This window comes from Kribbella sp. NPDC050820 (genome assembly GCF_040653975.1).
Classification (GTDB): Bacteria; Actinomycetota; Actinomycetes; order Propionibacteriales; family Kribbellaceae; genus Kribbella.
Genome location: NZ_JBFAHB010000130.1, coordinates 1 through 12,767 on the forward strand (window position 1 = coordinate 1; position 12,767 = coordinate 12,767).

The following is a 12,767-nucleotide window of genomic DNA, read 5'->3' on the forward strand; positions in this document are numbered from 1 at the left end:
GGCGCCGCGCTCTTCTGACTACGGCCGCTCGGCGAGGATGCGCCGTACCTCCTCGTCCTCGACTGGCGAGAAGTCGCGGTAGGCCTGGCCGACCGCGGTGTAGTACAGCGGCGTCCACACGCACACCACCTCGTCCGCGACTTGGGCCAGTCGCCGGCAGCCGTCCGCACCACCGACCGGTACGGCGACGATCACGCGAGCCGGCTGCTGCCGCCGTACCGCTGCCACTGCCGCTCGCATGGTCGAGCCGGTGGCCAGGCCGTCGTCGACCAGGATCACCACTTTCCCGCGGACGTCGATCGCCGGCCGATCGCCCCGGTACGCCACCTCGCGGCGCCGCAGCTCGCGCGTCTCCTCCTCGAGGACGTCGGCCAGCGCATGCTCACCGGCTTCGGCCAGGACCGGCTCGTTGCGGACCGTCTGGGTCTCGCCGCCGACGCCCGCGATCGCGCCCATCGCGAGCTCCGGTTGTTGCGGCAGGCCGAGCTTGCGGACGATCAGCACGTCCAGCTCCGCCCCCAGGGCGTCCGCGACCGGCGCCGCCACGGGTAAACCACCGCGCGCCAGCCCCAGGACGAGGACTGATCCGGCGACCTCGCCGAGCTCGTCGGCCAGAGCCCGGCCCGCAGCCGCCCGGTTCGGGTACGGCCTCATACCCAGCATGATCCCTCGCCAGGGCTCGTCAGGCGTACTTTTGGTGGCATGCAGATACCTGAGCACGCGCGGACGGTCCTCGAGTCGGACGCCCTCGGGCATCTGGTGACGATCAATCCGGACGGAAGCCCGCAGGTCTCGGTGATCTGGGTGGGCCTCGACGGCGACGAGATCATCGCGGCGCATGTGCCGAACAACCGGAAGGTGAAGAACATCCGGCGCGACGGCCGGGTGGTCCTGTCGATCGAGACCGATCGAATGAACGAGATGGGCCTGACCGAGTACCTGGTGATCACCGGCACCGCCCGGATCACCGAGGGCGGGGCGGTCGACGTGCTGCGGAAGCTGGCCAGGACCTACATCGGACCGGACGCCGACTTCCTGCCCGGCGACAACCTGCCGCCGGGCTACGTCACCCACATCACCGTCGACCGAATCAGCGGCGTTGGGCCGTGGATGAGCTGACCGCGACCCGCGTGCCGGGCTGGGCCGCGGATAGGTTGGCGGCATGAAGATCGGTGTGATGCTTCCTGTCGGCGGTGAGGACGGACCCGGCGGAACGGCGCCGGGGTGGAAGGACATCCGGGCGGTGGCCGAGGCCGCGGACCGCACCGGGATGGACTCCGTCTGGCTGGCCGACCATTTCTTCTACAAGGCGCCGGACGGGCAGCTGTTCGGGATGCACGAGGCGTGGACGCTGCTGAGCGCGGTCGCGGCCGCCACCACCCGGGTCGAGCTCGGGAACCTGGTGTTGTGCGCGTCGTTCCGGGATCCGGGGCTGACCGCGAAGATGGCGGCGACGCTCGACGAGGTGTCGGGCGGGCGGCTGGTGCTCGGGGTCGGGGCCGGCTGGCACGACCCGGAGTACGAGGCGTTCGGGCTGCCGACGGACCATCGGGTCGGACGGTTCGAGGAGTGGCTGGAGATCGTGGCGCGGCTGGTCCGCGGCGAGACGGTCAGCTTCGACGGCACTTACCACCACGTCCGCGACGCCGTCCTCGAGCCGCCGCCCGCGCGGCCGATCCCCATCCTGGTCGCCGGACACCGCCCGCGCATGATGCGCCTGACCGCCGAATGGGCCGACGCCTGGAACACAGCCTGGTACGGCGCCCCGACCGAGAAGGTCGAAGAACGCCTGGGCACGCTCCACGACGTAGTCCAGAAGACCGGCCGCACGGTCGCATCGACGGTCGGAATCATCGTCCGCGACCCCGACCAGCCGCCTGTCCCCGACCCCGAGACCCGCGCCTTCGACGGCACGGTCCAGGAGTTGGCCGACGCCCTCACGGCGTACCAAGACCTGGGCGTCGACCACCTGATCGTCTCGCTGGAGCCGATGAGTCCACGCTCGGTCGAACGGTTGGCCGAAGCCAGGCAGTTGATGAGCAAATAACACCGGCCCGGCAACCACCCGGGGGTCCGGGGGGCGAAGCCCCTCCGGGGCGGGGTCTGGGGGCCCCGCCCCCAGAAAACACACCGGAGCTCCCGGTCCGCGCAGTTCGCGGACAGGGAGCTCCCAGAGCGGAGGCGGCGGGATTTGAACCCGCGAGAGGGGGTTACCCTCAACCCGCTTAGCAGGCGGGCGCCATCGACCGGACTAGGCGACGCCTCCTCCGACGGTTCCCGCAGGGGAACTCGACGACGGCCAAGACTATCCGCTCGACCCGGTTCGCAGCAAAGCGGGTCCGGCGACACTCAGCGTGCCGGAGGTGGCACGTTGGGAGACTAACCCGGTGCCCCTGTAATCTGGCCCGCATCGACGGGGGTCGTCAGCACACGTCAACCGAGTGGGTGCCGTGGGCGTCTGAAGTACCGTGGGCCGCTGCACGCGGCCGACGGAGGGCTGCCACGTCGTCGATCAGGGAACGGAGCCATGTCGCGGAGTACTCGCGCTGCCGGACGGAGGTCCGCGCCTCGAGCCAACCGGTCCCGGCACCGCACGCCGCGGGCCCGTACGGCGTCGAAGGCGATCGGACTCACCCTGCTCAGCGCGCTGGTCCCCGGCTCCGGGCTGCTGATGGGCGGCCGCAAGAAGCTCGGCGCGTTCGTGCTCACGATCAGCATCGGCCTGCTGCTCCTTGCTGCGTACGTCGGCCTGACCCGGCGTGACTCGGTCCTCGCCTTCGCGGTCTCGCCGCGCCAGCTGCTGATCGCGACCGCGGCCGTGGTCGGCCTCGGCATCTGCTGGATCTGGATCGTGGTCGCCTCGCACAAGCTGCTCCGCCCGGTGAGCATGACCTACACCGGCCGGCTGGCGGGGTCGATGTTCGTCGGGTTGCTCTGCTTCGCGATCGCCGTACCGACGACCGTGGCGGCGCAGACCGTGATGGCGCAGCGGGACCTGGTCGGCAGCGTGTTCCAGTCCGAGGGCGACTCGAAGAGCGCGACCCGGCCGAAGGTGGACAAGAAGGACCCGTGGGCGAACACCCCGCGGCTGAACCTGCTGCTGCTCGGCGCCGACGACGGCGTCGGCCGGGAAGGCACCCGGACCGACACGGTGATCGTGGCCAGCATCGACACCAAGACCGGCGACACCTCGCTGATCTCGCTGAGCCGGAACTGGATGCGGATGCCGTTCCCGGCGGACTCGCCGCTGCACAAGGTGTACCCGGACGGCTTCTGGGACCCGAACAAGGGCAACGTCGAGCAGCCCGAGTACTACCTGGACGCAATGTACGAGAACATCCCGAAGCAGCACCCCGGGATCCTCGGGCAGACCGACAACGAGGGCGCCGACGCGGTGAAGCTCGCCGCCGGCGCCGCGCTCGGCCTGGACATCGACTACTACATGCAGGTCAACCTGGCCGGCTTCCGGCAGATCATCGATGCGGTCGGCGGGATCACAGTCAACGTCAACTACCGGGTGCCGATCGGCGGCGACTACGGCGCCGGCCCGGGCTCGAACAGCGAGCGGAAGCCGACCGGGTACATCGAGCCGGGCCCGGACCAGAAGCTCGACGGCTACCACGCGCTGTGGTTCGCACGCGGCCGCTACGGCCTCAGCGACCCGTCCCGGCAGGAGCGGCAGCGCTGCACCATCCACGCGCTGGTCAACAGCGTCCAGCCGGCCACTCTGGTGACGAAGTACCAGCAGATCGCGTCGGCCGGCAAGCAGCTGCTGCGCACGGACATCCCGCAGGAGATCCTGCCGGCGTTCATCGAGCTCGGGCTGAAGGTCAAGGGCGCCAACGTCACCAACGTCGACCTGGACAAGAGCAAGAACTTCCCGACCGGCAAGAACCCGGACTACGAGGCCATGCAGGAGCTCGTGCAGAAGGCGATCAACCCGAAGAGCAAGCCGGTCGCCTCCACCCCGTCGACCACCGCGACGAAGAAGCCGTCCAGCGGTACGACGACCACCAAGAAGCCCAATACTCCGAAGCCGTCCGTCACCCCGGGCGCGACCGAGAACCTGAACGACGCCTGCGCGTACAACCCGACCGAGGCCGGCGGCAACTGACAGCAACCGGCCATCCACGACTGACCCGGTCGCCGGCCGGGGAGTATTGAGCGCACGGAACGAGTCACTGGGGGTGACTGTGCGGCGGTGGACGGCAACGGCGATCGGGATCACACTCTTGGCGGCTGCAGCGTGCAGCGCTGAGCCGGAGGCCGGGCAAGCCCCGGCGCCTCAGAGCAGTACGACGAGCACACCGCCACCGAAACCGACTCCGGCCCCACCACCCACGCCGGTGCGGTTGTCCGTCCCGATGTACCAGCGCGCGCTGACCAACGTCGAGAAGGTGCTGCGGCCGTACGTGGTCCGGGTGATGAACGCCAGGACGCTGCTCGCCTTCGACGCGACCCGGGCTCAGCTCGCGGCGGCCGTCGTACTCGAGCGGCAGGCGCTCGAAAAGGTGATCCCGCCCAAGGCGCTCGACGCGGCGCACGAGACGGTGCTCGCGTCATTCGACGGCTACCCGGACGACGTCACCGACAACCTCAGCGCCGCCGGGGTGACCAAGACCGGCTGTGGTCTGCCCAAGGCGCCGGCCGTCCGGCTCTACGAGGCCAAGTCGGGGATCCGTACGTCGGTCGCCGAGCTGACGCAAGGGGTGTCGCGGGCGGTCGGGAAGGGGCTCCGGTTCGGCGCGCTCGTCGTACCGCCGGCTCCGAAGGCGCCGCCGTCGGTCAACGGGCGGGGCACGAACGGCAAGGTCATCCAGCGGTCGGGCTCCCGCGGTCCGGGGCGGCTGGCGATCGACAACGGCAGCTCGTCGGACGTGGTGATCGTGGTGACGAACCGCAACCCGCGCAAGCCGCAGGTGTCGATCTACGTGCGCGCCAACCACAAGGCGACGCTGAACGGGATCCGCGGCAGCTACTACGTCTACTTCAAGTCGGGCACCGGCTGGGACGCGGCGAACCGGCGGTTCACCGAGGACTGCCAGTACGAGAAGTACGACGACCGCTTCGACGGATCGTTCGACTGGTCGATCAGCCTGGCCCGGACCCCCTTCGGCAACGCCTCGACCTCGGAGACCGACGCGTTCTAGGCACCCCACCTCCTCCGCTTTCGTCTTTTCGCAGGTGAGAGACTTCTGCGATGCGTACGACGTACCGGATGCGGGCGGGGAGATTCGTCGGGATCCCCGCCGCTGGGCTGATCCTGCTCGGGGTCGCCGCGATCCTGTGGGCGATCGGGCTGCCGGGTGCGGTGGTCGCCGTCTTCCTCGTGCTGGGTGGGCTGGTCGTGCTCGCCGGGCTGTACGTGCTTGCCCGGCCCCCCGTCGTCCTGAAGCTGCGGGACGACGACATCGAGGTGCGCGGGGTCCGCACGGCCTGGACGGACGTCACCGCGGTCGGGCGCGTGGAGACGACGCACGGTGAGGCGATCGTGATGCGGACCCAGGAGAAGGAGCACTCGGTCCTGGTGCCGATCAGCTGGCTCGCGCCCGGGCAGGTCGAGGCGCTGGAGACCGCGCTGCGAGACCGGCTGAACGAGGCGCACGGCTACACGATCTGGGACGGCACCGCGCCGGACGACGCCGATCCCGCAGAATGAGTCACCCCGATCGTTTGGAGCTCGCGTGCTTTCGTTCGAGATGTCGTCCGAGGAACTGACCGGATACCAGGGCACCAACCCGCGGCCGGCCGACTTCGACCAGTACTGGGACAAGGGGCTGCTCGAGCTCGACGCGGTCGCCCCGGAGACCGAGTTCGTGGACGCGACGGACTTCCCGCTGACCACTGCGACCGCGCAGCACCTGTACTTCACCGGCACCGGCGGCTACCGCGTGCACGCGAAGGTCGTCCGGCCCGCGGAGCCGACGGGCCCCGCGGTGCTGCTGTTCCACGGGTACGGCGGTGAGCAGCCGAAGTGGGTCGAGTTGCTGCCATACGCCGCCCGCGGGTTCACCGTGGCCGCGCTGGACGTCCGTGAGCAGGTCGGGTTCCGGACCGAGTCGCAGGCGGCGAACAGCTTTTCCCTGCACAACCACCTGGTGCACGGGCTCGACGACGGGCCGGAGGGATTGCTCTACCGGCACGTTTTCCTGGACACCCGGCGGCTCGCGCAGATCATCGGCGGGCTGCCCGACGTGGACGAAACGCGGATCGCGACCACCGGTTGGAGCCAGGGTGGTGGGCTGTCGCTGGTGGCGGCCGCGTTGACGCCGTCGATCAAGTACACCGCCAGCGTCTACCCGTTCCTCGTCGACTACCAGCGAGCCTGGGACCTCAACCTGGAGCGGGCGCCGTACGACGAGATCGTCACCTGGTTCAGGAAGCGGGACCCGCGGCACCTGCGGCAGGACGAGGTGTTCACGACCCTCGGGTACATCGACGTGCAGCACCTGGCGGCGCGGATCCGGGGTGAGGTGACACTGTTCGTCGGCCTCGAGGACCAGGTCTGCCCGCCGTCGACGCAGTACGCCGCCTACAACAAGGTCACCGCGCCGAAGTCGGTGCGGGTGTACCCGGACTTCGGTCACGACGACCTACCGGGCGCGCACGACGACATCTACCAGCTGATCGGCGCGAAGCTCTGACCACGCTCACGGTCCTCGGCAACGCCGCGCCGTACCCGCAGCCGGATCGCCCGTGCTCGGGGTATCTGCTCCGGGCCGGCGGTGCTGCGGTGTGGGTCGACGCAGGTCCCGGATCGCTGGCGGAACTGCTTAGGCATGCCGAGTTGTCGGAGTTGGATGCGGTCTGGCTGTCGCACCTGCACCTCGACCACATCGGTGACTTGCTGAACGCCTACTACGCCTTGGCGTACGGTGAGATGCCTGCCCGGGCTCCGCTTCCGGTCTACGCGCCGGCCGGGTTGGCGGATCGGTTGGCGGGGTTCTTCGCGCAACCGGATGCCGGCTTTCTGGCCGACGTACTGGAGTTGCACGCCTTGTCCGACGGGCATGAAGTGCAGCTGAAGGAGCTGACCTTGCTCAGCCGGTCTGTGGACCACGGTGGTCCTGAGGCATATGGGTTGCGTGCGACGGCGGACGGTCGGGTGCTGGCGTACTCCGGCGACTGCACGCCTTGCCCGGCGTTGGACGAGCTGGCGGCCGACGCCGATTTGTTGCTGTGCGAGGCCAACGATCCGGTCCCGAACGCCTTCCACCACACGCCTGCGCAGGCAGGCTCGTTGGCTGGGCGATGCGGGGTTGGGCAGTTGGTGCTGACGCATGTCGGGCCGTTGCTGACCCCTGAAGCGGCCAGTGCGCAAGCCGGTGCGGTCCATGCGGAGATCGGTGCCACCTACACCTTCTAAGGTGCGGTCATGCAGTTCTTCGTGTGGGGACGGGATCGGCCGGGCGGGTTCGAGATCAAGGTTGCTTTGAACGAGGAGCACTGGTCGTTCATGGACGGGTACGCCGACGAGCTGATCGCCCGTGGTCCCACGCTGACCGGTCACGACGACGACGCCGAGACGACCGGGAGCCTGCACATCGTCGACCTGCCCGACGAGGACGCCGTACGGACGTTTTGCCTTCGACGAGCCGTACTACCGCGCCGGCGCCTTCGAGCGCGTCGACTTGTACCGCTTCCACAACCACACCGGCGCCACCATGTGGGACTTCGCCAACGCAGTCCCTGAATACCACCGCTACCTCGTCATCACCACCGAGCCGACCCCGATCACCCCGACCGACCACGTCATCCTGTACGGCGACCTGTTCACTCTCGACGAGAGGCCGGCCGGCCAGGCTGCGCTCGTAGAAGCCCCAACCCCCGAGGCCGCCGCCAGCCTCCTCCCCGGCGCCGAAGCCCACCCCTGGGAATTCGGCGGCCGCCGCTAGCCGACCTTGTAGCGGAGGTGGGTCGCGTCGCGGCCTTCGAGGGAGCGGATCAGTTGGAGCTCGGCCGGGGTGCTGTCGAAGAGGCGGCGGCCTTCGCCGAGGAGGACCGGTACGAGGTGGATCTCCAGCTCGTCGAGCTCGCCCGCGGCGAGGAGGGACTGGGCCGCGCCGGCCCCGTGCACGAGGATCGCGCGGTCGCCCGCACCGGCCCGGGCTTCGGCGACACACGTCGCGACGTCGGTGTGAAACTTCGCGGTGCCGGGCGGCACGTCGTCCTCGTCGATGTGGTGCGTGAGGATGTGGATCGGCACGCCGTCGTGGTGGTCGCCGTTCCACCGCCCGGCCAGCTCGAACGTACGGCGCCCCGCGATCACCGCCCCGGTCGCCAGCGCCTCCGCGTAGATCTCCCCGTTGATCCCCGGCTCGTTCCGATCGTCCAGCCAGTTGAACAACCGCCCCCCACCCCGCCCCAACTCCTGCCCCGGCCGATCATCCGGCCCAGCAATGAACCCATCCAACGACATCGCCATGTACAACCGCGTCGGTCCGCTCATGGAGTCCACCTCATCGCAGGAAGCTTTCAAACCACTTTCACGTCGGGATCCAGGCCGGCCACCAGGGTGGGACGTTGCCGGGGCAGATGCCGGGGGAGTCAGCGGGGGTGCCTTGCCAGGAGTAGAGGGCCAGGTCGGCGATGGCGATCGCGATGGAGGCGGCGACCAGGGAGAAGAGGAAGGCCTTGCCGGCGTAGCGGAAGACGATGTTGAACAGGACGAGGTTCACGATCAGCGCCAGGGGCAGGCCGAGGAACAGCAGGGTGAGGCCGTTGGGGACGCTGCCCGCGACGTCGACCTGGCAGGCCTTCCAGGATCGCGAAGTGATCACCACCAGCCCGAACGCCGCCCCGCCGCCGACGACCACCGCCAGGAACGACTCGCCCTTGCTCCCCTTCGCAGCCAATGCCATGAGGATTACCGTAAGTGATCCAGGCGTCGACTAGTAGCGCCACCGCAAGGCGCGGACGCGGTCTTCGAGCGACAGGCTGCCGAGAGACTCGGCGTCATGCCGCCGTACGGCGAGGAACGGGTCGACGATCGCCTCGCCGAGCGCCTCCCGCAGGACCGCTGACCGTTCGAGCGCGCCGAGGGCGTCCTCGAGCGTGAGCGGCAAGCGCCGTACGCCCATCCTCGAAAGCTCGGCGTCCGAGTACGTCGCCGGGTCGCGGTCGAGCCCGTCCGGGAGCTCCGCCTTCCGCTCGAGCCCGGTCAGCGCGCTCGCGAGTACTGCGGCCGCAGACAGATATGCGTTGCCCGACGGGTCGCCGATCTTGATCTCGCAGTTGGCCGAGTCCGGCCGGCTGGTGATGCTGCCAGGGACGTAGCGCAGCGCGGCCTCGCGGTTCTCCGGACCCCAGCATGCGTACGCGCCCGCCCAGTTCCCCGGCACCCGGCGATCGGCGCTGACCACACTCGGCGCGAGCACGCCGGTGAGTCCGTCGAGCTCGTTCAGCACGCCCGCGATCAAGTGCCGCGCATGCTCCGACGGACTACCGTCGTCCCCGAACGGCACGCCGTTCAGCGCCGCCGAGAAGTGGATGTGCGCCCCGTTGCCGACGAACCCGGCCACCGTGATCGGCGCGAACGACACGAGCAGGTCGTGCCGACGCGCCACCCGGTGTACGACGAGACGCGCAAGCTGCGACTGGTCGGCCGCCTGCAACGGCGACGCCGGCGGCAACGCGACCTCGACCTGCCCTTGCGCGTACTCCGGATGCAACTGCTCCGCCGGCACGCCGGCCGCATCGAGTGCTTCGAGGACGTCGACCGCGAAGTCCTCCAGCTTCAGCGTCGCCAGGACGCCGTACGCCGGACCGAGCGTGGCGACCTTCGGATCAGCCGGATCGCCGGTGAACACGGTGAACTCGAGCTCGAACCCCAGCTTCACGTCGAGCCCAGCCGCGATCGCCCGCTCCTCCTGCCGGCGCAGGGCTGCGCGCTGGCAGATGTCCACCGGCTGGTGGTCCTGCGACAGCTGGTCCGCGGGCGCCCAGAACACGGTGTTGTCCGGTCCGAGCGGCGCGGCGGCGGTCAGGTCGGGGATCAGCCGGTTGTCGCCGACCGGCCCGTTGACCAGCGGCGATGTAGTGATCCCGTCGTCGGTGCACATCAGCGCGAACACCGGGGACAGGCCGATGCCGTCGCGGGCCGCGGTACGCAACCGGTGGGCCGGCACCGACTTGGCGCGGGTGAGACCCGCGTTGTCGACGATCGACGTGATGAGCATCCGCAGACCGCTGTCGAGCAGCGCGTTGACGCGGTCCGCGGGCGGCAGGCTGTCGGTGATGGACACGCTGACTTCGTACCACACGACAAGGCGCTGTAAGTTCAGCTGCTCTGCCCCCAGGAGACGAGATGATCGGTCGGCTCCGCCGTCGACGAAGGTGAGAAACGAATGCGTTTGACCCCGCCCACCGTCCTGGTCACTGCTCTCGTCCTTGCGACGGCAGGCTGCGGTGGCGACCAGGACCGCGCCGAGGACAACCCCGGCGCCGTCGTGTCGACACCGGCTCCGGCGCCCAAGCCGAAGCCGGTGCCCGCGATCAGCACGCGGGGAGCGGAGGACGTGCTGAAGCGGTACCTGCCGGCGATCAGCCAGGCGAACGCGAAACTGGACCCGGCACGGGCTGCGAAGGTCGAGACGGGATCGGCGCTGCAGCTGCACAGTGCGCAGTACCGCGTGTATCGCAAGAACGGTTTGCGCTATGCCAAGGTCAAATACACCGGAGCGCTGGGTGCGGCGCCGATGGTCACCGGGTACCCCCGGTGGTTCTTCACGGCCGCGACGGACCGCGGCTCGACGCCGGCGACGCGCGACTTCCTGCTGTTCGTCCAGGAGCGCAGCGGTGCGCCGTGGCGGGTGACGTATGCGCCGTACTCGAGTACCGCGACCGGTCCGCTCGCGTCCGGAGTGGACGTGGCGGACTTCCCGGCGGTCGTGGCCGCGACCGACACCCGCTTGGAGATCGCACCGAGCCAGGTCCCCGCCGTCCTGGCCGGCGCCGTGACCGAGGGCGCCAAGAACCCGTACGCGAAACGGCTCGCGAAGGATGGCATCTTCCAGAAGGCGCGCGCCAAGATTGTCGACAATCGGACTGCCTACACGAGCAACGACTGGGCCGGAACCAGCCGCGCCGTCGCCGCCCGAACCCCGGTCTATGCGCTGCGGACGAAATCCGGTGGTGCGCTCGTCTGGTTCGGGCTCGACCTGGTGCACTCCTATCGCAACCAGGGCGACACCAAGATGGTGTGGGACACCTCGACCGTCGGCGACATGCAGCGTGGATTCGGGGTGCCGTCCGAGGTCAAGACGTCGATCGCTCGACAGGAGCGCTACGAACTGGTCGCCTACATTCCGCCGAAGGGCAAGGGCACGATGCGGCTCCTCGCGAGCCGCTGGTTTCCGCTGTCCGTCCGCGGAAGCTGAGGCGCCGGCGGACGGGAGGCGCCAGCGGATGAGAAGGCGTTAGCGGGCGAGCAGGCGTCAGCGGGCGAGGAGGCCGGTGGCGACGATCTCGGTGGCGGTGCCGAGCAGTGCGCGGAGCTCGGCCGGGTCCCGGCGGAGGCTGTCGGGGCGCCAGCCGAGGCTGATCACGCCGTTCCAGGCCGCCCACAGGATCGTCGCGACCTCCTCCGGGTCCACCGACCGGATCACGCCAGCCGCCATGCCCTGCCGGAGCGCCTCGACCAGGCGGCGGTTCTGCTCGTCGACCGCGCGGACCAGTCGCTCCGACAGTTCGTGCCCGGCCTGGTACTGACCCGGCTGACCCGGGAACGCCAGCATCCGGAAGTAGTCCGGGTGGTCGAGGTAGAAGTCGAGGTACTGCTCAGCGGCGGCGTACAACTGCTCGACCGGCGACCGGTCCGCGGTGTACGCGCGGTCCATGTAGTGCCGGTCGGCCTCGAGCGCGTGCTCGACCACCGCTGCCTGCAGTCCTGCCTTCGAACCGAAGTGGTTGTAGATCGACCCGACCGCGACCCCGGCCCGCTCGGCGATCTCCTCGACCGTCACGTCGTCGACGGACCGCTCGCTGAAGATCTCCTGGCCGGCCCGGACCAGTGCGTCCATCGTCCGTCGCTTCCGGGGATCCACGCCCCCATGCTACGGTCTTGCAATCATTACAAGAACTCCCGGAGGCCGCGATCCGCGGCGCTGCTCAGCTAGGTCGGCCGAGGAGGCGTTCCAGGAGGCGAGGGTCGGTCGGCCAGGCGCCGAGCAGGGTCTCGCGGGGGATCGAGCGGGCGGCGTACCTCAGCAGCAGGACGACAGCGACGACGTCGTCGAGCGGGCCGATGACCGGGAGAAACTCGGGCAGCAGGTCGATCGGCGACAGTACCCAGAGGACGGCGACGAGCAGGGCGATCTTGGCTCGGCGGGGGACGTCGGGGTGCATGCGGAGCGTGCGGGCCGCGGTCACACACGACGGGAGGAACTCGGCGACCTGCCGGAGCAGGCCGTTCGGGAGCCGGTGGGCGAACAGGACCATCAGACCGCAGCTGAGCGCCCACAGGCCGGCCACGATCCCGGCGATCACCAGCGCCTCGACCACGGGTCAACCATAATCGGGACCATGGACCGCTGGCCGGACGGCAGGTACCGAGTGGGAATCTCGGGCTGGCGGTACGCGCCCTGGCGGAAGGTGTACTACCCCGAGGGCCTGCCGCAGCGGGCCGAGCTGGAGTACGCCTCCGGCCGGCTGAACTCCATCGAGCTGAACGGCTCGTTCTACTCGCTGCAGCGCCCGTCGGGGGGGGGGGGCGGGGGGGGCGGGGCGGCGGGGGGGGGGGGGGTGTGGGGGGGGGGGGCGGGCGGCGT

17 protein-coding genes and 1 tRNA gene are annotated in these 12,767 nt (G+C 69.7%); 11 read left to right on the forward strand and 7 right to left on the reverse strand.

The features are described from left to right. Positions 1-18: 18 nt before the first annotated feature. Positions 19-654, reverse strand: a complete 636-nt coding sequence (locus AB0H36_RS46750) for a phosphoribosyltransferase family protein (RefSeq protein ID WP_360538465.1) — start codon at positions 652-654, stop codon at positions 19-21. A 48-nt stretch (positions 655-702) separates the two neighbouring features. Between AB0H36_RS46750 and AB0H36_RS46755 the strand changes: the two genes are divergently transcribed. Beyond that, positions 703-1,119: a PPOX class F420-dependent oxidoreductase gene (locus tag AB0H36_RS46755; protein ID WP_360538467.1), complete on the forward strand. Its 417-nt coding sequence runs from the start codon at positions 703-705 to the stop codon at positions 1,117-1,119. Positions 1,120-1,162: 43 nt separating this feature from the next. After that, entirely contained in the window at positions 1,163-2,047 is an 885-nt protein-coding gene (locus tag AB0H36_RS46760) for an LLM class flavin-dependent oxidoreductase (RefSeq protein WP_360538469.1), read from the forward strand. A 129-nt stretch (positions 2,048-2,176) separates the two neighbouring features. Here AB0H36_RS46760 and AB0H36_RS46765 read toward each other — a convergent pair. Continuing rightward, positions 2,177-2,266: transfer RNA gene (locus AB0H36_RS46765), tRNA-Ser, on the reverse strand. Between the two features lie 261 nt (positions 2,267-2,527). On the opposite strand from AB0H36_RS46765, the gene AB0H36_RS46770 reads away from it, so the two are divergent. The 7 genes from AB0H36_RS46770 (at position 2,528) to AB0H36_RS46800 (ending at position 7,895) form a co-directional block, all read left to right on the forward strand. Further along, a complete protein-coding gene (locus AB0H36_RS46770) occupies positions 2,528-4,114 on the forward strand; it encodes an LCP family protein (RefSeq protein ID WP_360538471.1) in 1,587 nt (528 codons plus the stop codon). Positions 4,115-4,352: 238 nt separating this feature from the next. After that, positions 4,353-5,150, forward strand: a complete 798-nt coding sequence (locus AB0H36_RS46775; RefSeq protein WP_360538473.1) for a hypothetical protein — start codon at positions 4,353-4,355, stop codon at positions 5,148-5,150. 50 nt (positions 5,151-5,200) lie between these two features. Next, a complete protein-coding gene (locus AB0H36_RS46780; protein WP_360538475.1) occupies positions 5,201-5,659 on the forward strand; it encodes a hypothetical protein in 459 nt (152 codons plus the stop codon). Between the two features lie 25 nt (positions 5,660-5,684). Next, complete coding sequence (locus AB0H36_RS46785; RefSeq protein ID WP_360538477.1) at positions 5,685-6,644, forward strand: alpha/beta fold hydrolase; 960 nt, start codon at positions 5,685-5,687, stop codon at positions 6,642-6,644. Then, complete coding sequence (locus AB0H36_RS46790) at positions 6,641-7,366, forward strand: MBL fold metallo-hydrolase (RefSeq protein ID WP_360538496.1); 726 nt, start codon at positions 6,641-6,643, stop codon at positions 7,364-7,366. Before AB0H36_RS46785 ends, AB0H36_RS46790 begins: the two co-directional genes overlap by 4 nt. A 9-nt stretch (positions 7,367-7,375) precedes the next feature. Continuing rightward, complete coding sequence (locus AB0H36_RS46795) at positions 7,376-7,693, forward strand: YciI family protein (RefSeq protein ID WP_360538479.1); 318 nt, start codon at positions 7,376-7,378, stop codon at positions 7,691-7,693. Then, a complete protein-coding gene (locus AB0H36_RS46800; protein ID WP_360538481.1) occupies positions 7,665-7,895 on the forward strand; it encodes a hypothetical protein in 231 nt (76 codons plus the stop codon). Before AB0H36_RS46795 ends, AB0H36_RS46800 begins: the two co-directional genes overlap by 29 nt. Here AB0H36_RS46800 and AB0H36_RS46805 read toward each other — a convergent pair. From AB0H36_RS46805 to AB0H36_RS46815, 3 genes are read right to left on the reverse strand one after another with little or no spacing between them, the layout of a single operon-like run. Beyond that, positions 7,892-8,449 carry a dihydrofolate reductase family protein gene (locus tag AB0H36_RS46805; protein WP_360538483.1) on the reverse strand — a complete coding sequence of 186 codons (558 nt, stop codon included), beginning with the start codon at positions 8,447-8,449 and terminating at the stop codon, positions 7,892-7,894. The genes AB0H36_RS46800 and AB0H36_RS46805 overlap by 4 nt on opposite strands. Positions 8,450-8,486: 37 nt before the next feature. Beyond that, positions 8,487-8,861 carry a hypothetical protein gene (locus AB0H36_RS46810; RefSeq protein ID WP_360538484.1) on the reverse strand — a complete coding sequence of 125 codons (375 nt, stop codon included), beginning with the start codon at positions 8,859-8,861 and terminating at the stop codon, positions 8,487-8,489. Positions 8,862-8,891: 30 nt separating this feature from the next. Further along, on the reverse strand, positions 8,892-10,244 hold the full coding sequence (locus tag AB0H36_RS46815; RefSeq protein WP_360538486.1) for a glutamine synthetase family protein: 1,353 nt from the start codon (positions 10,242-10,244) through the stop codon (positions 8,892-8,894). Between the two features lie 102 nt (positions 10,245-10,346). On the opposite strand from AB0H36_RS46815, the gene AB0H36_RS46820 reads away from it, so the two are divergent. After that, positions 10,347-11,378 carry a hypothetical protein gene (locus AB0H36_RS46820; RefSeq protein ID WP_360538488.1) on the forward strand — a complete coding sequence of 344 codons (1,032 nt, stop codon included), beginning with the start codon at positions 10,347-10,349 and terminating at the stop codon, positions 11,376-11,378. Between the two features lie 57 nt (positions 11,379-11,435). Here AB0H36_RS46820 and AB0H36_RS46825 read toward each other — a convergent pair whose 3' ends face one another. Both AB0H36_RS46825 and AB0H36_RS46830 read right to left on the reverse strand, forming a co-directional pair. Beyond that, positions 11,436-12,044 carry a TetR/AcrR family transcriptional regulator gene (locus AB0H36_RS46825; RefSeq protein ID WP_360538490.1) on the reverse strand — a complete coding sequence of 203 codons (609 nt, stop codon included), beginning with the start codon at positions 12,042-12,044 and terminating at the stop codon, positions 11,436-11,438. Positions 12,045-12,108: 64 nt separating this feature from the next. Then, positions 12,109-12,501, reverse strand: coding sequence for a DUF1232 domain-containing protein (locus AB0H36_RS46830; protein WP_360538492.1), 393 nt, complete (start codon positions 12,499-12,501; stop codon positions 12,109-12,111). A 21-nt stretch (positions 12,502-12,522) separates the two neighbouring features. On the opposite strand from AB0H36_RS46830, the gene AB0H36_RS46835 reads away from it, so the two are divergent. After that, positions 12,523-12,767 (forward strand): DUF72 domain-containing protein (locus AB0H36_RS46835; protein ID WP_360538494.1); only part of this gene is annotated, 245 nt, incomplete at its 3' end.

Bases quoted from the DNA above. Each gene is read 5' to 3' on its own strand.
- AB0H36_RS46750 (WP_360538465.1), bottom strand. From the start codon at position 654: ATGAGGCCGTACCCGAACCGGGCGGCTGCGGGCCGGGCTCTGGCCGAC.
- AB0H36_RS46755 (WP_360538467.1), top strand. From the start codon at position 703: ATGCAGATACCTGAGCACGCGCGGACGGTCCTCGAGTCGGACGCCCTC.
- AB0H36_RS46760 (WP_360538469.1), top strand. From the start codon at position 1,163: ATGAAGATCGGTGTGATGCTTCCTGTCGGCGGTGAGGACGGACCCGGC.
- AB0H36_RS46770 (WP_360538471.1), top strand. From the start codon at position 2,528: ATGTCGCGGAGTACTCGCGCTGCCGGACGGAGGTCCGCGCCTCGAGCC.
- AB0H36_RS46780 (WP_360538475.1), top strand. From the start codon at position 5,201: ATGCGTACGACGTACCGGATGCGGGCGGGGAGATTCGTCGGGATCCCC.
- AB0H36_RS46795 (WP_360538479.1), top strand. From the start codon at position 7,376: ATGCAGTTCTTCGTGTGGGGACGGGATCGGCCGGGCGGGTTCGAGATC.
- AB0H36_RS46800 (WP_360538481.1), top strand. From the start codon at position 7,665: ATGTGGGACTTCGCCAACGCAGTCCCTGAATACCACCGCTACCTCGTC.
- AB0H36_RS46805 (WP_360538483.1), bottom strand. From the start codon at position 8,449: ATGAGCGGACCGACGCGGTTGTACATGGCGATGTCGTTGGATGGGTTC.
- AB0H36_RS46810 (WP_360538484.1), bottom strand. From the start codon at position 8,861: ATGGCATTGGCTGCGAAGGGGAGCAAGGGCGAGTCGTTCCTGGCGGTG.
- AB0H36_RS46820 (WP_360538488.1), top strand. From the start codon at position 10,347: ATGCGTTTGACCCCGCCCACCGTCCTGGTCACTGCTCTCGTCCTTGCG.